Source organism: Pseudomonas sp. LBUM1669 (assembly GCF_059695705.1).
Window position 1 is genome coordinate 2,203,745 of the sequence record NZ_CP166784.1, and the last position, 25,281, is coordinate 2,229,025.

Consider the following 25,281-nt stretch of genomic DNA (forward strand, 5'->3'; position numbering starts at 1 on the left):
GATCACTTCCTGCGTGGGTTGGGGGTTGAGTAGCCCTTATAGCTGCCATCGGCGTTGACGGGGGTCACACCGAGAATGTCTCGATTGTCTACTCCGCCAGGCATAGCTATTTCAACCTCACCTCTATGAGGCGAAATAATGCCGAGTTTTTTATTCACATCTATCCCGCGAATATTTTTTATTACATAGACGAACCCGTCTTCATATCCATAACCCGTTGCAAATTTTATAGCTTCCTTTTCCGAAGTCGAGGTGCTGACAAAGAAGCTGGGAGGGCTTCGGTTGTCCAATGCGTGTAAGTAAAGGTCCATGCTGTCTCCCAAGGGCTCAAAGCCGGCTTCAAATATCTCCCACGATTCCCGTGAATCTCCGCGATATAAGTAACGATTTTTTGGTTTAGGTGATGGAGCGCTGGGCTCCTCCTCATCAACCTTCGCCTTCCCCGCCGGATCCTCATCCCCAAACGAAGGCCTCTTGCACCCATCCCCTCCAGGACAATCATTCAACCCCAACGGATCAACCCACCCCGTCGGGTTCCTCGTGTACTGATACCCGTTTAACCCACCCGCCAACTTACTCGGATCCGGCGTCAGATACCGTCCCACATCCGGGTTGTAGTACCGATGCCGGTTGTAATGCAGTCCCGTCTCCGCATCGTAATACTGCCCCTGGAACCTCAATGGCTGATCCAGAACCTGATGGGTATCACGATTGAGGCGAGTCAGGCGGCCATAGGCGGTGTACTGGGCAGCCCAGATGATATCGCCGCTGTAGTCGGTGAGTTCTTGCGGTGTCCCAAGGTGGTCGAGTTGGTAGTAGAACGGGCAGGCCTGGCGTGGGCCTTTGCCGTCGAGCATGGCCAGCGGGCGGAAGGTGCCGGGTTCGTAGATGTAGCTGCGGTAATGCTCGCGGCCACTTTCTGCGATGAGGAGGTCGCCTTGCCAGAAAAATTCGGAGGTTTTGCCGTCGACGGTTTTGCTGATGCGGCGGCCGAAGGCGTCGTAACGGTAGCTGGCGGTGTTGCCGTTCGGGAGAGTGGCGCCGATTAATCGATGCTGGCAGTCGTAGTGGTATTCGGTGACGAGTTTTTGTGCGGCGCCACGGCGCTCGCGGATCAGGTTGCCGAAGGCGTCGTAGTCGAAATGGCGATCGCCTTGCATCAGCAGGCGATTGCCTTTGAGGGTGGCGGGGCCTGGACGGTCCTGCATCAACAGGTTGCCGGCGGGGTCATGGGCAAAGCTTTCGGGCTGCTGGTCGCGGGAGTGGCGGACGCGGATCAGTCGGTCGAGCGGATCGTATTGATAGCTGCGTTGGCCATGACGGGTGTCGGCGATGTGCTCAAGATTGCCGTTGGCGCGGTAGGCATAGTCGCGGCGATACAGCGGTTGCTGGTGTTGGCTGACAGCATGCGCTTTCAGACGACCCTGTTCGTCGTAGTCGTACTGGCTCAGCAACATGCCTTGCTTGCGCTGCAGTTCGCGGCCGGATTTGTACGTGTGGCTTGTAAGGCGTGTGCCGTTCAGGTCGATGGCTATCAGCGCACCACCCTTGGCGTGGTGATAGTCGAGTTTGCTGTTGTCCGGCAGACGCAGATGGTTGAGTTTTCCGCAGGCGTCGTAGGCATAGCGCAGCGTGCCCCAGCCCTGATGCTCGGTGATCAGGCGGTTCTGCTTGTCGTACTCGAACTCCAGCGGATGGTCGTGGCCGTCATCGACGCTGGCCAATCGACCGAGGCGGTCATAGCGATACTCGACGTTGACACCATTGGGCAGGTTTTTGACCAACAGGCGTCCGGCCGTATCGCGCTGGTAACTGGTAAACAGCTGCGAGCCGTCATCACCGAATTCGGTTTTTTCCAGTAGATGGCCGTTGAGGTCGTAGGCATACGCTGTGCGCCGGCCATCGAAGCCGGTTTCCTGTCGGATCAATCCGCCGGGCGTGTAGTCCAGTCGATAGTGTTCGCCGGATTCGTTTTCGATTTCTGTCAGGAGCAGCCGGGCGTTGTCGTAGCGATAATGCAGCTGTGTGCCGTCGGGATTGATTCGACGGCTGACCAGGTGCAGGTCATCGTCGTATTCAAAACGGGTAACGCGCCCCAGTTCATCGCGTTCGGCGGTGATTTTGCCGTAGGCGTTGTAGCTGAACGCACGACTGGCGCCTGTAGGCAGAGTCGTTTGAATAAGTCGGCCAACGGCGTCCCATTGGTAGTGAGCGACGGCGCCGTGTTCGTCCTGACGGGTAATCTGCCGACCCAATACATCGTAGGAAAAACGCCGCTGACTGCCGTCCGGCAAAGTCTCTTCGACCAGTTGCCCGATGGCATCCCACACGAACACATGACGGCTGGTGTCCGGGTAACGGATAGACTGCAGCCGTCCTTGAGCATCGTAGTGGTAGTGAGTGATGTGCCCCTCGGGATCGATGGCCTCGGTGACATCCCCCTGCACATTGCGTTGGTATTTCCACACCGCTTTACCGCGATATCGCGCATGCAGGAAACCGTTGCGATATTCGTAGGATGTTGGCTCGTCTTCCGGTGGAATCAGCGCGATCAGCCGCCCGACCTCGTCGTAGCGATACTGGGTGATCGCCCCTGATGGACCGCGCTCGGTCGTTAATCGGCCCTGGTCGTCGTAGGCCTTGAGATGCTCGCCGCCATCCGGCTCAACCCGACGCACCAATCGCGCCTTATCGTCATGGACATAAACTTCTTCGCTGCCATCGGTGTTTTTTACCAACACTGCGCCGTCGTCCTCCCAGGCATAACGTGTATCCATCTGCGAAAACGTCGCCCAGTGCCTGACACATCTGGCCGCCTTGCCAGACCTTTCCCACTCCCAGAAAAAACTTGCCCCACCGGCCAGTTGCCGCTGCAGAATCACGTGTTGATCGTCGTAGTCGTATCGCTCGCTTTCGCCGGCCGCATTGGTCGCTTCGATCAGGCGTTGACGGGCGTCGTAGCGGTAGGCAATCAGCGTTTGCTCGGTACGCCAGGCATCCAGCAACCCGTCGGCGGGATGAAACGACTGATACTCGACCGCTACGATGTGTCGGCGCTCGTAACGCAATAGCAGTGAGCGTCCCGCGCCGTTGTCGATGCGTTGAATGCGATCCTGACGGTCGCGGGTAATGTGAAGCCGGTTGTCGTAGGCATCACTGATGGTCGTCAGCCGACCCTTCACAAAGTGATAGAACCGCGCCGTCTCACCGGCCAGTGCGAGGACCAGTTCTTCAGGTTTGTTCCCCAGGTAAATCGCGGCCCGGGACAGGCTGTTATGAATCGCTGGACGCGAAAGACTGGGCAGTGGAAACGTCGTGCGACGGTTTTCGTGGTCGGTCCAGACGACCTGTTCTGCGTCCAGCTCCAGACGATGCGCCAGCGAATGACTCCAGCCCCAACCCAGCCCGCAATCCATTTCCACGGCGCTGGTTCGGTACAACCGGGTAAACGCGAAAGTCAGCAAGCCGTTCAGCGAACCATCGTCGAGTGTCAGCAATTCTTCGCCGGTGACCATCGACACCGGGCAACCGTTGGTGCAGGTCAGCGGCCCGCAATCGGCGCTGTCGCCGTTGGGGTTTTTCGCTTGATCGGAAACGTCGTCACGGTGTTCCTGCCGGCTCAATCGGGTCATGGCGGCGGATTTGTCGCGAGCAATGGCGACAGGATTCTGCACTGTCACAACCGGCGCAGTGCCCATGCTGATCTGCAACGGCACGGCGGGTGCGGGTTTCAGCGGAGCATTTCGGACATTGACCGCGAGGGGTTTGAGTACGCCCGCGTGGGTCGTCAGGTCGGATTGGGTGCCAAGCCCGGCCAACCTCAGGCTCGCGGCGGCCAGCCATTTGCGCGCTCGCTTGGATTTGACCTTGTCCAGCACCTTGGCGCTGATGCCGAGCTTCAGCCCTGTAGGACCTGTGAAGCGCGCTAGCAGGAAGCCGATCAAGATTCCGGTACGAATCTCTGCCACGACTTCGGCGCTGAACTGCGGAGGCAACATCCGCAACCAACTGGTGATCGCCGCCAGATGAATGAACAGCAACGGCTCATCACTCAATACCAACAATAGATTGGCGATGGATTGCGCTGAAGCGTCCAGCAGCGTTTCAAGTTCAGTTTCGGTCAGGTACTCAAGGAGTTTTTCACTGTTGGCTTGCAGGTCCGCGATCAACTCGTAGAGCTGCTTCACGTCATCCCATAGCTCGTTCAGGGAATTCTCTAGACCGCGCCAGTCGGCTTGTTGCAGCAGGCCGTAGCGTTTGATGAAGCCAGCCTCGGCGAACTCGGCCCACGAGGGTTCGAATTCAGTCGCCCACTCGCTACGCAGCCAGCCTTCCAGACCGCTGATGACGCCTTGATAAGAGGCATAAAGCGCTTTGACATGCTCAGCGGAAACATTCGGGAAGAAGGTGGTGCGGTAACGCAGGCTGCGTTCGCACTCGCGAATTTCGAGGATGCCGCTGGGGCCGATCTCGTCATAAACCGGCTCGCCGAACGTACCGTCAGCGTTCAAAGGCTCAAGCATCACCGGGGTGTTGCCGATCGGCACAAACCGCGCGGCGTCGAACATGTGCACCAGGGTCAGCGGGCCCGCTGCCGGGCACGCGGCGACGGTCGAACTGACAGGGGTGGTGGAATTCTTCGGCGCGACCAGGCGGACTTCGTTGCCGACCTTGAACACCTGCTCGATGTCCAGCGCCTTGCCGATCCAGAAACTTTCGGCCCAGGCATCGTAGTCATTGAGGCAAAGCCGGAAGTCGCCGAGCAGCGCCTCGATATTCGGCTGCTCGGGGTCCATGGCGGCAACCACCAGCAGGCCGATGGCGTTATTCAAGGCCAGTACCTTGTCAGGTACGAACATTCGCAGTCCCTCGCGCAGATCAAGTTTGAGCGCGAGACTTTGCTAGGGATCAACGGGTAAAGAAGTCGGGAAAGGAGGCGTTTTATGTAGGGAAAATCGCTAAATGACGACGAGCACTTTTTGTATCTGTCAGGGATTGCCCGTTGCTCGATGGCAGCCGCGCTCGCTATGCTGCTGAATCCTTTAATCGATCACGGACCCGGCCGCACCTGAGCCGCCTCTGGGATGTCATTAGAAAACGGATCAGATGCGATGAATGCACCGCTGAATGAATACGGCCCGATCAAGGCCGTGATTTTCGATATGGACGGCTTGTTGCTGGACACCGAGGGCATTTATACCGAGGTCACGTCCATGATTGCCGCGCGCTACGGTCGAGTCTTCGACTGGAGCATCAAACAGAACATTATCGGCCGTGGCGCGGGTGATCTGGCGCGGTACGTGGTTGAGGCGCTGGAGTTGCCCATCACCGCCGAAGAGTTTCTGGTGATTCGCGAACCGCTGATGCGCGAGCGTTTTCCGCGAGCGCTGGCGATGCCCGGCGCCGAGGAACTGGTTCGGCACTTGAAAGCCAACAACATTCCGATCGCGGTTGGCACCAGTTCTTCGCGCCAGTCATTTGGCCAGAAAACCACCTTGCACCGTGACTGGTTCGCGCTGTTCGATTTCGTCGTGACGGCCGATGACCCTGAAGTGGGCGCGGCCAAACCGGCGCCGGACATCTTCCTAACGGCGGCGCGGCGCCTGGGCGTTGCGCCCGAAGATTGCCTGGTGTTCGAAGACTCACCGTTCGGTGTCACGGCGGCGAAAGCGGCGGGGATGACGGCGATTGCGATTCCCGACGCGGCGATGGCTGACGAAAAGTATGCGCATGCCGATGGCATTCTTCGTTCGTTGAAGGCGTTCAACCCGAGTGCATGCGGTTTGCCAGCCCTCGAATGGGCTTAACGACGGAAAACGTGGGAGCAAGCCCGCTCCCACATTTGGATTGTGTTTAAAGCATCAGGCGCCAAAACCACCGTCGATGGTCAGGCTCGCCCCTGTGATGTAACCGGCTTCCGGCCCAACCAGGTAGGCAACAAAGCTGGCGATTTCTTCGGCTTTGCCGTAACGCCCCACCGCCATCAGCGGGATCAGGCTGTCGGCGAAGTCACCGTTGGCCGGGTTCATGTCGGTGTCGACCGGGCCCGGTTGCACGTTGTTGATGGTGATGCCGCGCGGGCCGAGGTCGCGGGCCAGGCCTTTGGTCAGGCCGACCAGCGCCGATTTGCTCATGGCGTAAGGGCCGCCACCGGCGAAGGGCATGCGGTCGGCGTTGGTGCTGCCGATGTTGATGATGCGACCGCCTTCAGTCATGTGTTTGGCGGCGGCCTGGGTGGCGATGAACACGCTGCGCACGTTGATGGCCAGGGTCTGGTCGAAATCTTCGAGTTTGAAATCCTCCAGTGGCGCAACGGCCAGCACGCCGGCGTTGTTGACGAGGATGTCGAGGCGACCAAAGGTTTCTACGGTGGTGGTCACGGCGTTGCGAATGGCTTCGGCGTCGGCGCTGTCGGCCTTGATGGCGAGGGCTTTGCCGCCATTGCCAGTGATGCTGTCTTGCAAAGCTTCGGATTTGGCCGTGGAGCTGACGTAGGTGAAGGCAACGGTCGCGCCTTCAGCGGCCAGGCGTTTGACAATGGCGGCGCCGATGCCGCGGGACCCGCCTTGAATCAAAGCCACTTTGCCGCTGAGGTTCTGAGTAGTCATAACGATCTCCGAAGTCCCGAGGCGAGATGTCTCGGTTGATGGAGCCTAGTATCGATTGCGGATTACACGCTGTGTAGACGGCAATCGCGATAGTCTGTGTAAACCAGAAGTTTATAGTGGCGCCTATGGAAACCTTCAGCAGTATCGAATGCTTCGTGCGCAGCGCCGAGGTTGGCAGCTTCGCCGAAGCCGCGCGACGCTTGAGCCTGACTCCGGCGGCGGTGGGCAAAAGTGTTGCAAAGCTTGAGGCCCGGCTGGGTGTGCGGCTGTTCCAGCGCAGCACGCGAAGCCTGACGTTGACCGAGGCCGGTCACCTGTTTCTCGGCGAAGTCAGTTCCAGCTTGCACACGATCCAGAATGCGGTGGCCAACCTGGCCAGCGCCGAGGGTCTGCCGGCGGGAACACTGAAAGTCAGCATGGGCACGGTGTTCGGGCGTTTATACGTCGTACCCTTGCTAGGCGAATTTCTGCGGCGTTTTCCGGCGATCAACCCCGACTGGCATTTCGATAACCGTCAGGTCGATCTGATCGCTCAGGGTTTCGATGCGGCGATTGGTGGGGGATTCGAGCTGCCGCAAGGCGTGGTGGCGCGTAAGCTGGCGCCGGCGCATCGGGTGTTGGTGGCTTCAGCCGGGTATCTGGCGGCGCGGCCGGTGATCGTCGAGCCCGATCAACTCAAGGACCACGACGGCATCCTGATCCGCTCGCCACAAACCGGTCGGGTGCGTTCCTGGCAATTGACCAGTCGTACTCAGCAACACAACCCGCTGACGCTCAAGGCGCGCATGACCATGAGCGATTCGGAAGCGGCGTGTGCGACGGCGGTCCAGGGGTTGGGCATCGCGTTGGTGAGCATGCCGTTTGCTGCGGGGTATCTGCAGGCCGGGACGTTGCAGCGGGTGTTGCCGGACTGGTATGTCGACGATGGCAATATTTCTATTTATTACGCGGAACACAAACTGCTGCCCGGCAAGACCCGGGCGTTTGTGGATTTCATTATTGAGCAGTTTGCGGAGCAGAGGTTGGGATCGCGGTTCAGTGCGGTTTGAGTTGGCTTGAGACCGCGTCATCGTTCATCACGAGCAGAATCTCCCACAGGGGATTTCACAAAGCTCGGGATCAGGCCTTGGACTTGCTGATGATATTCCCCGCATGCAACCCGCATTCTTTCTGCGTCGCCTCTTCCCACCACCAGCGGCCTTCACGTTCATGCTGGTTCGGCAGCACCGGGCGGGTGCACGGTTCGCAGCCAATGCTGATGAAACCGCGTTCATGCAGGCTGTTGTACGGCAGTTCGAGCATGCGGATGTAACCCCAGATCTCTTCGCTGGTCATTTGCGCCAGCGGGTTGAATTTGTAGAGGGTGCGTTCCGGGGTGGAAAACGCGGTGTCGATTTCCATCACTGCGACGGCGCTGCGTGTGCCCGGGCTCTGGTCCCGACGCTGGCCGGTGGCCCAGGCGGTTACGCCCGACAGCTTGCGTCGCAGCGGTTCGATCTTGCGGATGCCGCAGCACTCGCCATGGCCGTCCTTGTAGAAGCTGAACAGGCCTTTTTCCTTCACGAACGGTTCCAGTTTCGTGTAGTCCGGCGACACCAGTTCGATGTCGATCTTGTAGTGCTCGCGCACCTGATCGATGAAGCGGTAGGTCTCCGGGTGCAGGCGGCCGGTGTCGAGGCTGAACACTTTGACGTTCTTGTTCAGCTTCCAGGCCATGTCCACCAGCACCACGTCCTCGGCGCCGCTGAAAGATATCCACAGGTCATCGCCAAACTCGGCAAACGCGAGTTTCAGGATGTCCTGGGCGGATTTGTTGGCATAGGTCGTGGCGAGTTCCACGACATCGAACGATGGGCTCATCAGGGCGGCTTCCTACAGGTCGGTGGCGCTGGGCGCTCTATATAGGCCTGATGGTAACAAAATCCTGCGGCGGCGGGCGCGCCCTGTGCGTTGCGCGGGGCAGCCTGAGTCGCTAGAGTTCGGCAGTCCTTTTACTCGCTCGACTCAATAATCAATACAAATGGGAGTGTCTTGTGGAAATTGCCTGTCTGGATCTCGAAGGTGTGCTGGTCCCGGAAATCTGGATCGCGTTCGCTGAAAAAACCGGTATTGAATCCCTGAGGGCGACCACCCGGGACATTCCCGACTACGACGTGCTGATGAAACAGCGCCTGCGAATTCTCGACGAGCACGGCTTGAAACTCACTGACATTCAGGAAGTGATCGCCACGCTGAAGCCGCTGGACGGCGCCGTCGAGTTCGTCAACTGGCTGCGTGAGCGATTTCAGGTAGTGATTCTGTCGGACACGTTCTACGAGTTTTCGCAGCCGCTGATGCGCCAACTGGGGTTCCCGACATTGCTGTGCCATCGTCTGATTACCGACGATTCTGGGCGGGTAACGAGCTATCAGTTGCGTCAGAAAGATCCGAAGCGTCAGTCGGTTCTGGCGTTCAAGAGCCTGTACTACCGCGTGATTGCGGCAGGGGATTCCTACAACGACACCACGATGTTGGGCGAGGCCGATGCCGGGATTCTGTTCCACGCGCCGGACAACGTGATTCGCGAGTTTCCGCAATTTCCGGCGGTGCACAGCTTTGAGGATTTGAAGCAGGAGTTTATCAAGGCTTCAAATCGGGCTTTGAGTTTGTAGCCGCAAAAGCTAGAGGTTCTGCAGGGTTTCCAGCAGGACCTTCACCTTGGTAATCGATTCCTGATATTCGGCCTGCCACTCCGAGTCCGCGACGATCCCGCCACCGCCCCAGCAGCACACCTGCCCATCCTTGACCAGCAGGCTGCGAATTGCGATGGAGCTGTCCATCTCGCCGCGCACGTCCAGGTACAGCAACGAACCGCAATACAACCCACGTCGGGTCGGCTCGAGTTCGTCGATGATCTGCATGGCACGAATCTTCGGTGCACCGGTAATCGATCCGCCCGGGAAACTGCCGGCGATCAGGTCCAGCGTATCCCGGTCATCCGCCAGTTCGCCGGTCACGCTGCTCACAAGGTGATGCACATTCGGATAGCTTTCCAGACTGAACAACTCCGGCACCCGCACCGAGCCGATGCGGCAGGTGCGGCCGAGGTCGTTGCGCAGCAGGTCGACGATCATCAGGTTTTCCGCACGGTCCTTGGGGCTGGCCAGCAGTTCGGCGGCGTTCGCCGCGTCTTCGGCCGACGTCATGCCTCGCGGCCGGGTGCCTTTGATCGGGCGGGTTTCCACGTGACGTTCACTGACTTTGACGAAGCGCTCAGGTGACAGGCTCAACACAGCGCCGCCGTCGGGCAGGCTCTGGAAACCGGAAAACGGTGTTGGGCATGCGGCTCGCAACGCGATGTACGCAGCCCACGGATCACCCACACATTGCGCACGAAAGCGCTGGGCGAAGTTGACCTGGTAACAGTCGCCGGCCTGGATGTAGTGCTGAATGCGCTCAAGCGCTTGGCGATACTCGTCAGCGCTCAGGTCGGCTTTCATGGAGGCTTTCAGCTTGAACGGCTTGAACGGCTTGAACGGCTCGATCGGCTCAGCCGCAGGCTGACTGAACAAGGCGATCAGGCGCTGGCGCTCGCTGTCGATCAGTGTCGGGTGGAACACCAATTGACTGGTGGCCTGGTGGTGGTCGCTGATCAGTGCCCAGTCGTACAGCCCGAAACGCGCATCTGGCAGGTGCAAGTCGTCCTGCGCCTGGCTCGGCAGATGCTCAAGATGCCGTCCGAAGTCGTAACTCAGGTAACCGATCAGGCCGCCGGCAAACGGCAGTTCATAGGGAACGGCTGCTTTACCGAGTCGTGTCAGATTGTCGCGAAGGCGTTGCAGGAAATCCCTGCCACTTTCGTCAGGCAATACCGCTAATTGCTCCAGTGGCCAGGCGCTGAGCAGGTCATACCGACCACGTTCGGCACTCGGCCGGCCACTGTCGAGCAGCACGGCACCGGGGGCATGACGAATCGCCGCGAAGTACTCGGCGGGGTTGGCGCGATAGGGCAGCGGGTGTACGAAACAGGTCAACATGGGCGGGGCAGATCAGCCATCGAGGCGGGGTGGCGATTGTAGTCCTCTGCAGGATTTGCTCCTAGAGGGGATGTCGGGGATTGGTAGATTGAGAGCGGCTGGCGAGAGGCCTGTGGCGAGGGGATCAACCCTCAACCGCAGGAATATGCCCAAACGTCTCCTGAACAAACTCCACCCGCTCGCGCACCGTCTCGGTGATCCCGCGCGCTTTCAGCTCTTCCAGCCGCGCTTCGACCGCATGCGTGCGCAGCGTCAGGCCGCAATCATTGGCAATCTGGATGTTCAACCCGGGCCGGGCATTGAGCTCAAGAATCAGCGGGCCCTTTTCCTGGTCGAGCACCATGTCGACACCGATGTAGCCCAGCCCGCACAGCTCATAACAGCCGGCAGCGAGTTTCATGAAACCGTCCCAGTAGGGCAGTTGCACGCCATCCACCGCGTTGGTGGTGTCCGGGTGTTTGGTGATGATGTTGTTCAGCCAGGTGCCGCGCAATGTCTCCCCGGTCGCGAGGTCGACGCCGACGCCGATGGCGCCCTGGTGCAGGTTGGCCTTGCCGCCGGACTGGCGCGTCGGCAGGCGCAACATTGCCATCACCGGGTAGCCCATCAGCACGATGATGCGAATGTCCGGGACGCCTTCGTAGCTGATGCTTTTGAAGATCTGGTCCGGGATCACGCGGTATTCGATCAGTGCGCGGTCACGGTGACCACCCAGGGAGTACAGGCCGGTGAGGATGCTCGAGATATGGTGCTCGAGTTCCTCATGGCCGATGATCTTGCCGGACACCGTGCGATAGCGGCCCTCGAATCGGTCGGCAACCACAATGATGCCGTCGCCGCCCGCGCCCTGGGCCGGTTTGATCACGAAGTCGTTGCGCCCACCGATGATCTTGTCGAGGTTATCGATTTCTTTCTCGGTGGAGATCACGCCGTACAGCTCCGGCACATGAATGCCGGCGGCGATCGCACGCTCTTTGGTGATGATCTTGTCATCGACAATCGGGTACAGACTGCGCTTGTTGTACTTGAGCACGTAGTCTGCGTTACGCCGATTGATCCCCATGATGCCCCGGGCTTCCAGGGCCTTCCAGGTCTTCCAGAAACCGAACATCAGGTGTCAGCCTTCTTCAGGAAAGCCTTGAAACGCACCAGTTCGGTCAGGCGGTAACCGCGATAACGACCCATCGCCAGCATGAAGCCCACCAGGATCAGCAGGATGGCCGGGAAGGTGAACACGAAGTACACCAACTCCGGCACGCTCATGATCAGGTGCGCCAGGGAGGCAGCGAACAGCGTACCGATCGCCACTTTCATTGCATGACCGGAGCCGCGTTCTTCCCAGGTAATCGACAGGCGTTCGATGGTCATGGTCAAAATCACCATCGGGAACAGTGCCACCGACAATCCGCGTTCCAGCCCGAGTTTATGGCTGAACAGGCTGATCGCCGCGATCAGCACCACCACAAAGGTCAGCACCACCGACAGCCTCGGCAGCATCTGCAACTTCAAGTGTTCAAGGTAGGAACGCAGCGAAAGTCCCAGCGCCGTGATGACCGTGAACAGCACGATCCCGAAGCCGAGCTGGGTTTCGCGGAAGGCGAGGGCGATCAGCACCGGGGTAAAGGTGCCGAGGGTCTGCAAGCCGATCAGGTTCCGCAGGATCAGGATCACCAGCACGCCGATCGGGATCATCACCATGATCATGAACGTCTGCTGGGTTTGCAGCGGCAAACCATACAGCGAGTATTCGAGGAAGTTGGCGTCGGTGTTTTCGTCGGTCAGCTTGGCCAGGCGAATCGCGTTCATTTCGCTGTTGTTCAGGCTGAACGTCACGTTGGCTTTCTTGCCGCCATCGACGGTGATCAGGTTTTCGTCGCCGGTCCACCACAGCAGGCGATCAGTCGGTAGGCCCTGCTCACCGGTTTCCGGGTTGAAGTACAGCCAGTCGGTGCCATTGAAGCTGCGCAGCCAGAGTTCCGGCAGTTGCGGCTGGTCAGCCACCAGGCGGATGGTGTGGACCTTTTCCACCGGCACGTGGGCGATGGACAGTACCAGCTCGACGATTTTCGCCTTGTGCCCGGGGGACGGATCGCCGCCCAGCAACAGCTTCACGTTGTCATCGTTGAGATTGTTGACACGCTTGATGGCTTCGCCGATGAAGGTTTCGACGTCGGCCGAATGTTGGCGGATCGGCGCGAGCAGGGCTTCGGCGGCGATTTTTTCTGCGCCTTCGACGGCGATGCTGTCGCGGAAGGTCGGGCCTTTGACCTTGGATTTTTCGCCGGTGTAGCGCTTGGTCAGCACCAGACGGTAATAAAGAGTCTGATTGCCCTTGGCCCGGCGCGCCGACCAGGTGACCTTGCGGTTGCCGTCGACGCGGTTCACGGCCACGCCGTAGTTATTGGAAATGAAGCTCTCGTTGAGGCTGACGTAATCGCGGCTCAGTGGCGGCACGAACATCTGGATCTTGACCGGGTCTTTGGCACTGGCGACGAACTCGACCTTGGCGTCGATGTTCCACAAGTCGTCGGTGGCGTCCTCGGTCACGGGAATGCCGAGCACGAAAATCTGATAGGCCGTAACTGAAATGCCCAGCACCACCAGGATGGCGATCAGCAGTTTCAGATGGAGGGTAAGAGCGCGCATTGGAATTACTCTGCGGTATGTGCGTCGGTGGCGCAGGCGGGTTTGCCAGCAGCGTATTTAAGACTGGGGTCGACCAGCGCGTCGAAGCGTTTCAGCGCTTCGGAGCCGATCAAGAGCGGATATTGGAAGGCACTACGGTCAGTTAGGTTCACTTCGATGCTGCGTAAAGCCGAACCCATGCAGATATCCAGCTCGATCACCGGACGGGCGGTGTACTTCTTGCCTTCATCCGGGTCGTAGTCGCCGGCACGACGCTTGATCTTGCTGACGCGGGCCAGTGGCCGTTCGATGGGGTGTGAATGCGCGGTGTCGATGGCCAGAAAGAAGCGCACCCAGGACTCGCCATTGCGTTTGAAGCGTTTGATGTCGCGGGCACTCAAGGAAGCGGTTTTCGCCCCGGTGTCGAGTTTGGCGGCGACTTCCAGGTTGATGCCGTCCAGGGAGGCGTACTCGTTGAGGCCGTACACGGTCTTTTCCCCCGCCGCGGCGAAACCGGGCAGGCAAAGAAGATAAAGGAATGTGGGGAAGGGCTTGAGTCTCATAAATCCTGGTGCGCAGCGGTCCGTACTTCGATTCAAGGCCCTGGCATCGCTGCGCAAGCTCCCTCGTATGCCTATCAACTATTTATGACAAGCAGTGCAGATGTCACAAACAAATGCGGGCGGCATTCTAGCACGGTGGGTTTATGGCGCCAGCGCTGGCGGGGGGCTATAAACAGAGGGGCTGCTACGTTGTGGTGCAGATGGTTATTAGACGATTGTCGACAATACCTATTTATCCTTTGACTGTTACGCCTGTTTTCGCTAGTTTTTGCGGCATTGGCTTTCAAGGTGTCGACAATATGCTGGATCAACTCGATCCCCCGGTGATTACGCAAGACGATTCGGAGACGCTTTCCGAAAACGTCTTCCGCCGCATTCAGGCGGCCATCGTCAAAGGCGAGATCGCCCCGGGCAGCAAGATCTCCGAGCCGGAGCTGGCGCGCACCTATGGCATAAGCCGCGGACCGCTGCGCGAGGCGATCCACCGCCTGGAAGGCCAGCGTCTGCTGGTCCGCGTACCGCACGTCGGGGCGCGAGTGGTTTCACTGAGTCATGCCGAGTTGCTGGAACTCTACGAGATTCGCGAATCCCTCGAAGGTATGGCCTGCCGTCTGGCGGCCGAGCGCATGACCGTCGAAGAAATCGACGAACTGCGCCGGGTCCTCGAAACCCACGAGCGCGATGAGGCGTTTCAGGCCGGCGTTGGCTATTACCAGCAGGAAGGTGACTTCGACTTCCACTACCGGATCATCCAGGGCAGCGGCAACCGCACCCTGACGCAAATGCTCTGCGGCGAGCTCTATCAGCTGGTGCGCATGTACCGCATCCAGTTTTCCACCACACCCAATCGCCCGCACCAGGCCTTTGCCGAACACCACCGAATTCTCGACGCCATCGCCGACCGTGACGGTGAACTCGCCGAGTTGTTGATGCGCCGTCACATCGGCGCCTCCAAACGCAACATCGCCCGTCATTACCAGGACGGCGCTAACCAGACAGCCACTGAACGAGGTGAGTCATGAGTTCCAACAAGAGCACTCCAGGCCAGCGTTTCCGCGATGCGGTCGCCAGCGAACATCCGCTGCAAGTGGTCGGCGCGATCAACGCCAACCACGCGCTGCTGGCCAAGCGCGCCGGTTTCAAGGCTATTTATCTGTCGGGTGGCGGGGTGGCGGCCGGCTCCCTCGGCGTGCCGGACCTGGGCATCACTGGCCTGGATGACGTGCTGACTGACGTTCGTCGCATTACCGATGTGTGCGACCTGCCGTTGCTGGTGGACGTGGACACCGGTTTCGGTTCCTCGGCGTTCAACGTCGCGCGCACCGTCAAGTCGATGATCAAGTTCGGCGCGGCGGCGATTCACATCGAAGACCAGGTCGGCGCCAAGCGCTGCGGTCACCGTCCTAATAAAGAGATCGTGTCCCTGCAGGAAATGGTCGACCGCATCAAGGCTGCCGTCGATGCGCGCACCGATGACAGCTTCGTGATCATGGCCCGCACCGACGCCCTGGCGGTGGAAGGCCTGGAATCTGCGCTGGATCGCGCCGCGGCGTGCATCGAGGCCGGCGCCGACATGATTTTCCCGGAAGCCATCACCGAACTGGACATGTACAAGCTGTTCGCCAACCGCGTGAAAGCGCCGATCCTGGCCAACATCACCGAATTCGGCGCGACGCCGCTGTACACCACCGAGCAACTGGCCGCTGCGGACGTGTCGCTGGTGCTGTACCCGCTGTCGGCCTTCCGCGCCATGAACAAGGCGGCGGAAAACGTCTACACCGCCATTCGCCGCGACGGCACGCAACAGAACGTCATCGACACCATGCAAACCCGCATGGAGCTTTACGATCGCATCGACTACCACACCTTCGAGCAGAAGCTCGATGCGTTGTTTGCCGCCAAGAAATAATGAAAGCCCTGTAGGAGCGAAGCTTGCTCGCGAAGACGGACTGACATTCAATTTAATGTCGTCTGACACACCGCTTTCGCGAGCAAGCTTCGCTCCTACAAGTTTCCCTGACAAATTCAAGAAAAACTGGAGACAGCAATGGCCGAAGCAAAAGTACTCAGTGGCGCCGGGCTCCGTGGCCAGGTTGCCGGGCAAACCGCTCTGTCCACCGTGGGCCAGTCGGGCGCAGGCCTGACCTATCGCGGCTACGACGTTCGCGAACTGGCGGCTGACGCGCAATTCGAAGAAGTGGCTTACCTGCTGCTTTACGGCGAACTGCCGACCAAGGCACAGCTCGCCGCTTACGTGAGCAAACTGAGCAAGCTGCGCGACTTGCCGCAAGCGCTCAAAGAAGTGCTGGAACGCATTCCCGCCGACGCCCACCCGATGGACGTGATGCGCACCGGTTGCTCGTTCCTGGGCAACCTCGAACCGGAGAAAGACTTCTCCGAACAACACGACATCACCGATCGTCTGCTGGCCGCGTTCCCGGCGATCATGACCTACTGGTATCGCTTCAGCCACGAAGGCAAACGCATCGAGTGTGTGAGCGACGAACAGTCCATCGGCGGCCACTTCCTGCACCTGCTGCACGGTAAGAAGCCGAGCGAGTTGCACGTCAAGGTGATGAACGTTTCGCTGATTCTCTACGCGGAACACGAGTTCAACGCCTCGACCTTCACCGCACGGGTTTGCGCCTCGACGCTGTCGGACATGTATTCCTGCGTCACCGCGGCCATCGGTTCGCTGCGCGGTCCGTTGCATGGCGGCGCCAACGAAGCGGCGATGGAAATGATCGAGCGCTTCTCGTCGCCTCAAGAGGCGGTCGAGGGCACCCTCGGCATGCTGGCGCGCAAGGACAAGATCATGGGCTTCGGCCACGCAATCTATAAAGACAACGATCCGCGCAATGAGGTGATCAAGGGCTGGTCGAAAAAACTCGCCGACGAAGTGGGCGACACTGTGTTGTTCCCGGTTTCCGAAGCCATCGACGCAACCATGTGGGAACAGAAGAAACTGTTCCCGAACGCCGACTTCTACCATGCGTCGACGTACCACTTCATGGGCATCCCGACCAAGTTGTTCACCCCGATCTTCGTCTGCTCGCGCCTGACCGGCTGGGCGGCGCACGTGTTCGAACAACGCGCCAACAACCGAATCATCCGCCCGAGCGCCGAATATGTAGGCGTCGAACAGCGCAAGTTCGTGCCAATCGAACAACGCTGAATGGTGGGGGTTACCGCACCGGTTACTGATTGAACCGAAACCCAATGTGGGAGCGGGCTTGCTCGCGAAGACGGACTGACATTCAACATCTATGTCGACTGATACACCGCATTCGCGAGCAAGCCCGCTCCCACATTTGACCGAGTTCATTTCAGCATCGGTGCCAGGCCCCACCCTTTGTTATCACCGTGACCGAGTCCTGACGATGAACACTGAATTCCGTAAACCGCTGCCCGGCAGCCATCTGGATTACTTCGACGTCCGCGCGGCTGTCGAGGCCATCCAGCCTGGCGCCTACGACACCCTGCCGTACACCTCCCGCGTGCTGGCGGAAAACCTGGTGCGTCGCTGCGACCCGGCCACGCTTACCGAATCCCTGAAGCAATTCATCGAGCGCAAACGCGACCTCGATTTCCCGTGGTTCCCGGCTCGCGTGGTGTGCCACGACATTCTTGGCCAGACCGCGCTGGTCGACCTCGCTGGCCTGCGTGACGCCATCGCCCTGCAAGGGGGTGACCCGGCGCAAGTGAACCCGGTGGTGCCGACGCAATTGATCGTCGACCACTCCCTGGCCGTCGAGCGCGGTGGCTTCGACCCGGAGGCGTTCGAGAAGAACCGCGCCATCGAAGACCGTCGCAACGAAGACCGTTTCCACTTCATCAACTGGACCAAAAAGGCCTTCAAGAACGTTGATGTGATCCCGCCGGGCAACGGGATCATGCACCAGATCAACCTGGAGAAAATGTCTCCGGTGATCCAGGTGCGCGACGGCGTGGCGTTCCCCGACACCTGCGTCGGCACCGACAGCCACACCCCGCACGTCGATGCGCTGGGCGTGATCGCCATCGGTGTCGGTGGCCTGGAAGCCGAGAGCGTGATGCTTGGCCGCGCGTCGTGGATGCGCCTGCCGGAAAGCGTCGGCGTTGAACTGACCGGCAAGCTGCAACCGGGCATCACCGCCACCGACATGGTGCTGGCGCTGACCGAGTTCCTGCGTCAGCAAAAAGTCGTCGGCGCATGGCTGGAGTTCTTCGGTGAAGGCGCCGCCGCACTGACCCTCGGCGACCGCGCAACCATCTCCAACATGGCCCCGGAATACGGCGCCACTGCAGCGATGTTCTACATCGATCAGCAGACCATCGACTACCTCAAGCTCACCGGCCGTGAAGACGAGCAAGTGCAGTTGGTCGAGAACTACGCCAAGCAAACCGGCCTGTGGGCGGACAGCTTGAAGAATGCGCAATACGAACGTGGGTTGACCTTCAACCTGTCTTCGGTGGTGCGCAACATGGCCGGCCCGAGCAATCCCCACGCTCGCGTCGCAACTTCCGATCTCGCCGCCCAAGGCATCTCCGGTCAATGGGACGATGTGCCGGGCCAGATGCCGGATGGCGCGGTGATCATCGCCGCCATCACCAGTTGCACCAACACCAGCAACCCGCGCAACGTGATCGCCGCCGGCCTGCTGGCGCGCAATGCCAACAAGCTTGGGCTGACCCGCAAGCCGTGGGTCAAATCGTCCCTGGCGCCGGGTTCGAAAACCGTGGCGCTGTACCTGGACGAAGCGGGCCTGACCACCGAACTGGAGCAACTCGGTTTCGGTATCGTCGCCTTCGCCTGCACTACGTGCAACGGCATGTCCGGCGCGCTGGACCCGGTTATCCAGCAAGAGATCATCGACCGCGACCTGTACGCCACTGCCGTGTTGTCCGGCAACCGTAACTTCGACGGCCGGATCCACCCTTACGCCAAGAATGCATTCCTCGCGTCGCCGCCGTTGGTAGTGGCTTACGCCATCGCCGGGACCATCCGCTTCGACATCGAAAAAGATGTGCTGGGCGTGGTTGATGGCAAGGAAATCCGCCTGAAAGACATCTGGCCAAGCGACGAAGAAATCGACGCAGTGGTGAAGGCGTCGGTCAAGCCGGAGCAGTTCCGTCAGGTCTACATTCCGATGTTCGCCATCCACGAAGACACCGGCCCGAAAGTGACGCCGCTGTACGACTGGCGCGAGATGAGCACCTACATCCGCCGTCCGCCGTACTGGGAAGGCGCGCTGGCCGGGGCGCGTCCGCTCAAGGGCATGCGCCCGCTGGCGGTGCTGCCGGACAACATCACCACCGATCACCTGTCGCCGTCGAATGCCATCATGCTGGACAGCGCGGCGGGTGAATACCTGGCGAAAATGGGCCTTCCGGAAGAGGACTTCAACTCCTACGCCACGCACCGCGGCGACCACCTGACCGCGCAGCGCGCCACCTTTGCCAACCCGAAACTGTTCAATGAAATGGTTCAGGAAAACGGCAAGGTCAAGCAGGGTTCGCTGGCGCGCGTCGAGCCGGAAGGCCAAGTAATGCGCATGTGGGAAGCCATCGAAACCTACATGGAACGCAAGCAGCCGCTGATCATCATCGCCGGCGCCGACTACGGTCAGGGGTCGTCCCGCGACTGGGCGGCCAAAGGCGTGCGTCTGGCGGGTGTCGAGGCGATTGCCGCTGAAGGTTTCGAGCGCATCCACCGCACCAACCTGGTGGGCATGGGCGTGTTGCCGCTGGAATTCAAACCGGGCACCGACCGTCACACCTTGGCCATCGATGGCAGTGAAACCTACGACGTGATCGGTGAGCGCACCCCGCGTGCCGAGCTGACGCTGGTGATCAACCGCAAGAACGGCGAGCGCGTCGAAGTGCCGGTGACCTGTCGTCTCGACACCGCCGAAGAAGTGTCGATCTACGAGGCGGGCGGCGTGCTGCAACGCTTCGCTCAGGACTTCCTCGAAGAATCGGCGGTTGCCGTTTAACACGATGAGTTCGGGCGGGGCCATGCGGTCCCGCTCGATCCTAAAAGGAACATCATGGCTCACGCACCTCAAATCGCCCCTCAAATTAAAATCGCCGCCACCTACATGCGCGGCGGCACCAGCAAAGGCGTGTTTTTCAGCCTGAAAGACCTGCCCGAAACGGCACAGGTTCCAGGTCCTGCTCGCGACGCCTTGTTACTGCGGGTGATCGGCAGCCCCGACCCATATGACAAGCAAATCGACGGCATGGGCGGCGCGACATCCAGCACCAGCAAAACCGTGATCCTGTCGAAAAGCATCAAGGCTGATCACGATGTCGATTACCTGTTTGGTCAGGTCTCGATCGACAAGCCTTTCGTCGACTGGAGCGGTAACTGCGGCAACCTGTCGGCAGCGGTCGGATCGTTCGCCATCAGCAACGGTCTGGTGGACGCCAGCCGCATCCCGCACAACGGCGTTGCCGTGGTTCGCGTGTGGCAGGCCAACATCGGCAAGACCATCATCGCCCACGTGCCGATCACCAACGGTGAAGTGCAGGAAACCGGCGATTTCGAACTCGACGGCGTGACCTTCCCGGCCGCTGAAGTGCAGGTCGAGTTCATGGACCCGGCCGCAGAAGAAGAGGGTGGCGGCGGTTCGATGTTCCCCACCGGCAACCTGGTGGATGACCTCGAAGTGCCCGGTGTCGGGACCTTCAAGGCAACGATGATCAATGCGGGTATCCCGACGATTTTCGTTAATGCCCAAGACATCGGCTACACAGGCACCGAGTTGCAGGGCGCGATCAATGGCGACCCAAAAGCCTTGCTGATGTTCGAGACCATCCGGGCTTACGGCGCGTTGCGCATGGGTCTGATCAAGGATCTGGACGAAGCGGCCAAGCGTCAGCACACGCCGAAGGTTGCCTTTGTGGCCAAGCCTGCGGACTACGTTGCTTCGAGTGGCAAAGCGATTGCGGCGGGTGATGTCGACTTGCTGGTGCGCGCGTTGTCGATGGGCAAATTGCATCACGCGATGATGGGCACGGCCGCCGTGGCTATCGGTACAGCAGCGGCGATTTCCGGGACGTTGGTGAACCTCGCCGCGGGTGGTATCGAACGCAATGCCGTGTGCTTTGGGCATCCGTCCGGCACCCTGCGGGTGGGCGCTGAGGCGAGCCAGGTGAACGGTGAATGGACCGTGAACAAAGCCATCATGAGCCGCAGTGCGCGGGTGTTGATGGAAGGTTATGTCCGTGTTCCCGGCGATTCGTTCTGATCCCGACACCGAGCCCATGTGGGAGCGGGCTTGCTCGCGAAAGCGGTGGGTCAGTCGACATCAATGTTGGATGTCAGACCGCCTTCGCGAGCAAGCCCGCTCTCACACTGGATTGCATTTCAATAATAAGAAATTGTCATCGACTGAGATTTATCTGAACCGAGGTCCCATCAACGAACCACTTCAAGAGTGAATCGAACATGAGCGCCAACGTCGACCTGAACAACCGCCCCGACTACGACACCGTCCTGCAGGACATCGCCGATTACGTCCTCAACTTCAAAATCGAGTCCAAGGAAGCGTTGGACACTGCCCGCAACTGCCTGATCGACACCCTCGGCTGCGGCCTCCTGGCCCTGCGCTTCCCCGAATGCACCAAACACCTGGGCCCTATCGTGGAAGGCACCGTCGTCCCGTTCGGCGCGCGCGTCCCCGGCACCAGTTTCCGTCTCGATCCCTTCAAAGCGGCATGGGACATCGGTTGCATCGTGCGCTGGCTCGACTACAACGACACCTGGCTTGCTGCTGAATGGGGGCATCCGTCCGATAACCTTGGCGGCATTCTTGCGGTGGCCGACCATCTGTCACAGAAACGCCTGGCCAATGGCGATGCGCCGTTGACCGTGCGCGCCGTGCTTGAAGCGATGATCATGGCCCATGAGATTCAAGGCGTGATCGCACTGGAAAACTCCTTCAATCGTGTCGGGCTCGATCACGTCATTCTGGTGAAAGTCGCCTCGACTGCCGTCACCGCCAAACTCATGGGCGCCAATCGCGAGCAGCTGCTGTCAGCGTTGTCCCACGCCTTTGCCGACGGCCAGGCGCTGCGCACGTATCGGCATGCGCCGAATGCCGGGTCGCGCAAATCCTGGGCTGCAGGCGATGCGTCCAGTCGCGGCGTGCGCCTGGCGGACATGGCGATGCGCGGCGAGATGGGCATTCCCGGCGTGCTGACGGCCAAACAGTGGGGCTTCTACGATGTGTTGTTCAGCCACACCAATAACGATCTGGCGCTCAAGTCCGAAGACAAACGCGCCTTCAGCTTCTCCCGCCCATACGGCACCTACGTGATGGAAAACGTGCTGTTCAAAATCAGTTTTCCCGCTGAATTCCACGCACAAACCGCCTGTGAAGCGGCGGTGACTCTGCATCCACAGGTTAGAAATCGTCTGCATGAGATCGATAAAATCGTCATCACCACCCACGAGTCGGCGATCCGCATCATTTCCAAGGTTGGCCCGCTGGCCAATGCGGCGGACCGCGACCACTGCATTCAGTACATGACGGCGGTGCCGCTGGCATTTGGCAATCTGATAGCCGAGCAGTACGAAGACATCTTCCACATGGCGCACCCGATCATCGATGTGTTGCGCGAGAAAATGGTCATCGCCGAAGACCCACAGTACACCCGCGAGTATCTGGAGGCTGACAAGCGTTCCATCGCCAACGCGATCGAGGTGTTTTTCAAGGACGGCTCGAGCACCGAGAAGGTGGTAGTGGAGTATCCGATCGGCCATCGCCGTCGCCGCACCGATGGCATTCCGTTGCTGGAGGACAAGTTCAAGGCCAACCTGGCGACGCGCTTCACCGCCCAGCGCAGTGCCGAGATTTTTGCGTTGTGCAAGGATCAGGCGAAGCTTGAAGCGACACCGGTGAATCGCTTCGTCGACCTGTTCGTGATCTGACACGAATCCCTGTAGGAGACAGCGGTGCGGCGATCCGACTTGCCGCACCGCTGTCTCCTGCAGGGGCGACCGGCGTCAGCCCTTGAGCCATTTTTCGACGGGTAATTTGGTGATGGCAAAACCGGTCAGCAGCACTGCCGAATACCCCATCAACTCCCGTGAAAGACTTTGCCCCTCGTACCACGCGCCAATCACCACCGCGAACACCGGAAAAATAATAAACACGAACGACAAAATGATCGGACTCAAACGTTTGAGCAGCAAAAAGTAAACGATAAACCCACCCACTGAGGCCACCAACCCCAGATACAGCAGGGCGCCCCAAGACCGTGCGGTGATGTCATCGAACACTGGCGCTTCGAAGCGCAGCCCCGCCACAAACAGCATCAAACCGGCCAGGCCGATGGGCAGCGTGTTGTAAGTAATCACGCTGATCGCACTGCCTTGCTTCTTGGTGATCACGTAACACAGCGCATGCATGACCGCTGCCGCCAGAATCGCCAGCACCCCATAGAATTCGGCGTGGTCCAGGTGCAGCCCCTGGCTGCGGATAATCATGAACAGACTGCCGAAACCGATCGCGATGCCAATCACTTGCGAGGGGTAGATTTTCTCCCGCAGAAACACGGCGCAAAACATCAGAATGAACACCGGCATGCAGCTGAACAGCAGCGCGGTCAGGCCGGACGACACGTGCATCTCGCCGTAGTTGAGCAAGTAATACGGCAGGCTGAAATACGACAGCGTGACGAACACGAAAAACCAGCGACTTTGCCGTGGAAACAGCAGCGGCTCGCGACGCAGCAGGGCGAAGCTCAAAAACAGCGGAAAAGCGATCAGAAAACGCAGCCCGGCGGCGGTCAGTGGCGGCACACTTTCGACGGCAATCTTGATGCCCAGCCACGTGGTCCCCCAACTCAGGCAAACAATCAGGAACAGTGCGCTGGTGACCAGTCCGGCCAGCCAGGGATTGCGGATACTTGAAGAGGCGCTGAGGGCCATGGACATGATCGTGCTCCTTCGTCGTCGAAATTGACCCGGTTACCAAATAGGTCTATTTCTGATTGAACCTGTTTTCAGTACGCTATTCGGGATGGAAATGACTGTCAAAGTAAGTATTGCCACGGTGTCAATCCTGCGCGAAGGCCTGACTCAGGGGCGCGGCGTGAAGTACAAGCGCCTGGCCGAGGCCCTCGAAAAAAGCATCGGCGAAGGCTTGATCGAGCCCGGTAGCAAACTGCCGCCCCATCGTTTGTTGGCGGACAGCCTGGGCGTGACCATCGGCACCATCAGCCGTGCGTATGGCGAACTGGAGCGGGTAGGGTTGGTCGTGGCTCGTGTAGGAGATGGCACCTATGTGCGTCAGCGCGGGATGGAACGGCCGCGCGATTCCGGCTTTCGCAATGTCAGCGACGAGCCACAGCCATTCTTCGATATGAGTCGGAATCAGCCGATTCCGGGGCAGGAAGGTGCTTTTCTGAGTCAAAGCCTGCAGATTTTGGCCAACGACCCGCACACCTTGCAGATGATCAGCGGTTACACGGCGGATGGCGGATTACCGCGCCATCGTGCGGCAGGTGCCCATTGGCTGCGGCATCAGGCGTTCGTGCCGAGCGCCGAGCAGGTCATTTGCGTCAATGGCGGCCAGCACGGCTTGCTCTGCGTGTTGATGGCGCTGCTCAAACCCGGTGACACACTGGTGACCGAGCAGTTGACCTACCCGGGGCTGATCAGCGTCGCCCGCATGCTCGGCATAAAGCTGATCGGCGTCGGGATGGATGACGAAGGATTGCTGCCCGACGCGTTGTCGGACGTTTGCCTGCATCATCGGGTATCTGCGGTGTACTGCACGCCGACCATCCAGAATCCTACGGCGGCGGTGATGTCCGTCCCACGACGCGAGGCGATTGCCGAAGTCTGTCGCCAGCACAATCTGCTGATCATCGAGGACGAAGCCCACGCCGTGCTGGCGCAGCAACGGCCGTTGCCCTTGAGTCACTTTGCCCCGGAGCGTTCGGTGTTGATCGGCAGCTTGAGCAAAGCGGTTTCGGCGGGTTTACGGGCGGGTTATCTGCATGCGCCGCAACCGTTGATCGGACGCTTGAGCGCAGCGGTGCGCGGGACGTGCTGGATGGCGAGTCCACTGTCGATGGAGCTGGCGACGGCGTGGATCGAAAACGGTATCGCCGAACAGTTGCTGGGGCAGCAGATTGCTGAAATCAGCCGTCGCAAGCGTTTGGTCAGCGCGGTGTTAGAAGAGGTCGGATACAAGACTCATCCCAATAGCCCACACTTCTGGATCGAAGTGCCCGAGCCGTGGCGGGCGTCGCTGATTGCGGCGGAGCTCAAGCAGAACAATTATCTGGTGGCCACCGCGGAGGCGTTTGCGGTCGGGCATGGGGCGGTGCCGCAATGCATTCGGGCGAGTGTGTGCAATTCGGCGGGGGATGATCGGTTGCTGCTGCAAGGGTTTGAAGCGTTGGCAAGGGCATTGACCGAGACCGTGTAATCGTTCATCGCGGGCAAGCCTCGCTCCTACGGGGTTCGATTCG

At 59.8% G+C, this 25,281-nt stretch carries 18 protein-coding genes; 10 read left to right on the plus strand and 8 right to left on the minus strand.

Annotated features, from left to right (window positions below; translation table 11 throughout):
• Positions 1–2: 2 nt before the first annotated feature.
• Positions 3–4,859, minus strand: coding sequence for an RHS repeat-associated core domain-containing protein (locus ACA051_RS10300; protein ID WP_497374650.1), 4,857 nt, complete (start codon positions 4,857–4,859; stop codon positions 3–5).
• A 252-nt stretch (positions 4,860–5,111) separates the two neighbouring features.
• On the opposite strand from ACA051_RS10300, the gene ACA051_RS10305 reads away from it, so the two are divergent.
• Positions 5,112–5,807, plus strand: coding sequence for an HAD-IA family hydrolase (locus tag ACA051_RS10305; RefSeq protein ID WP_497309464.1), 696 nt, complete (start codon positions 5,112–5,114; stop codon positions 5,805–5,807).
• Positions 5,808–5,861: 54 nt separating this feature from the next.
• Here the strand turns inward: ACA051_RS10305 and ACA051_RS10310 are convergent, their stop codons facing one another.
• Positions 5,862–6,608 (minus strand): 3-oxoacyl-ACP reductase family protein, encoded by a 747-nt coding sequence (locus tag ACA051_RS10310; RefSeq protein ID WP_497374652.1) that lies wholly within the window; start codon positions 6,606–6,608, stop codon positions 5,862–5,864.
• Between the two features lie 125 nt (positions 6,609–6,733).
• Here ACA051_RS10310 and ACA051_RS10315 point away from each other — a divergent pair, with 125 nt between their 5' ends.
• A complete protein-coding gene (locus ACA051_RS10315) occupies positions 6,734–7,657 on the plus strand; it encodes a LysR family transcriptional regulator (protein ID WP_497374654.1) in 924 nt (307 codons plus the stop codon).
• Between the two features lie 70 nt (positions 7,658–7,727).
• Here ACA051_RS10315 and ACA051_RS10320 read toward each other — a convergent pair whose 3' ends face one another.
• Positions 7,728–8,468 (minus strand): phosphoadenylyl-sulfate reductase, encoded by a 741-nt coding sequence (locus ACA051_RS10320; RefSeq protein WP_150800675.1) that lies wholly within the window; start codon positions 8,466–8,468, stop codon positions 7,728–7,730.
• 173 nt (positions 8,469–8,641) lie between these two features.
• On the opposite strand from ACA051_RS10320, the gene thrH reads away from it, so the two are divergent.
• On the plus strand, positions 8,642–9,259 hold the full coding sequence (thrH, locus tag ACA051_RS10325) for a bifunctional phosphoserine phosphatase/homoserine phosphotransferase ThrH (RefSeq protein ID WP_497309469.1): 618 nt from the start codon (positions 8,642–8,644) through the stop codon (positions 9,257–9,259).
• Positions 9,260–9,268: 9 nt separating this feature from the next.
• Here the strand turns inward: thrH and pabB are convergent, their stop codons facing one another.
• The 4 genes from pabB to rloA all read right to left on the minus strand — a co-directional run bounded on the left by pabB (position 9,269) and on the right by rloA (position 13,812).
• Complete coding sequence (gene pabB, locus ACA051_RS10330) at positions 9,269–10,624, minus strand: aminodeoxychorismate synthase component I (protein ID WP_497374656.1); 1,356 nt, start codon at positions 10,622–10,624, stop codon at positions 9,269–9,271.
• 124 nt (positions 10,625–10,748) lie between these two features.
• Complete coding sequence (locus ACA051_RS10335; protein WP_497309472.1) at positions 10,749–11,735, minus strand: alpha-L-glutamate ligase-like protein; 987 nt, start codon at positions 11,733–11,735, stop codon at positions 10,749–10,751.
• Positions 11,735–13,270: an osmotic stress tolerance membrane protein RloB gene (gene rloB, locus ACA051_RS10340; RefSeq protein ID WP_497309474.1), complete on the minus strand. Its 1,536-nt coding sequence runs from the start codon at positions 13,268–13,270 to the stop codon at positions 11,735–11,737. The genes ACA051_RS10335 and rloB overlap by 1 nt, the downstream gene beginning before the upstream one ends.
• A 5-nt stretch (positions 13,271–13,275) precedes the next feature.
• Positions 13,276–13,812 (minus strand): retropepsin-like aspartic peptidase RloA, encoded by a 537-nt coding sequence (gene rloA / locus ACA051_RS10345; RefSeq protein ID WP_497309476.1) that lies wholly within the window; start codon positions 13,810–13,812, stop codon positions 13,276–13,278.
• A 302-nt stretch (positions 13,813–14,114) separates the two neighbouring features.
• Here rloA and ACA051_RS10350 point away from each other — a divergent pair, with 302 nt between their 5' ends.
• From ACA051_RS10350 to prpD, 6 genes are all read left to right on the plus strand, one after another.
• A complete protein-coding gene (locus ACA051_RS10350) occupies positions 14,115–14,834 on the plus strand; it encodes a GntR family transcriptional regulator (protein ID WP_178082343.1) in 720 nt (239 codons plus the stop codon).
• Positions 14,831–15,721 (plus strand): methylisocitrate lyase, encoded by an 891-nt coding sequence (gene prpB, locus ACA051_RS10355; RefSeq protein WP_010456549.1) that lies wholly within the window; start codon positions 14,831–14,833, stop codon positions 15,719–15,721. Before ACA051_RS10350 ends, prpB begins: the two co-directional genes overlap by 4 nt.
• Positions 15,722–15,859: 138 nt before the next feature.
• Positions 15,860–16,987: a bifunctional 2-methylcitrate synthase/citrate synthase gene (gene prpC, locus ACA051_RS10360; RefSeq protein ID WP_497309478.1), complete on the plus strand. Its 1,128-nt coding sequence runs from the start codon at positions 15,860–15,862 to the stop codon at positions 16,985–16,987.
• Positions 16,988–17,192: 205 nt separating this feature from the next.
• The gene (gene acnD, locus ACA051_RS10365; RefSeq protein ID WP_497309480.1) at positions 17,193–19,787 is read left to right on the plus strand and encodes a Fe/S-dependent 2-methylisocitrate dehydratase AcnD; all 2,595 of its coding nucleotides are present in this window, start codon (positions 17,193–17,195) and stop codon (positions 19,785–19,787) included.
• Positions 19,788–19,841: 54 nt separating this feature from the next.
• Positions 19,842–21,044 carry a 2-methylaconitate cis-trans isomerase PrpF gene (gene prpF, locus ACA051_RS10370; RefSeq protein ID WP_497309482.1) on the plus strand — a complete coding sequence of 401 codons (1,203 nt, stop codon included), beginning with the start codon at positions 19,842–19,844 and terminating at the stop codon, positions 21,042–21,044.
• A 200-nt stretch (positions 21,045–21,244) separates the two neighbouring features.
• A complete protein-coding gene (gene prpD / locus ACA051_RS10375) occupies positions 21,245–22,729 on the plus strand; it encodes a 2-methylcitrate dehydratase (protein ID WP_497374658.1) in 1,485 nt (494 codons plus the stop codon).
• A gap of 75 nt (positions 22,730–22,804) precedes the next feature.
• On the opposite strand, the gene ACA051_RS10380 is transcribed toward prpD, so the two are convergent.
• On the minus strand, positions 22,805–23,692 hold the full coding sequence (locus ACA051_RS10380; protein WP_497310562.1) for a DMT family transporter: 888 nt from the start codon (positions 23,690–23,692) through the stop codon (positions 22,805–22,807).
• A 136-nt stretch (positions 23,693–23,828) separates the two neighbouring features.
• Here ACA051_RS10380 and ACA051_RS10385 point away from each other — a divergent pair, with 136 nt between their 5' ends.
• A complete protein-coding gene (locus ACA051_RS10385) occupies positions 23,829–25,238 on the plus strand; it encodes an aminotransferase-like domain-containing protein (RefSeq protein WP_497374660.1) in 1,410 nt (469 codons plus the stop codon).
• The last annotated feature ends 43 nt before the right edge of the window (positions 25,239–25,281 follow it).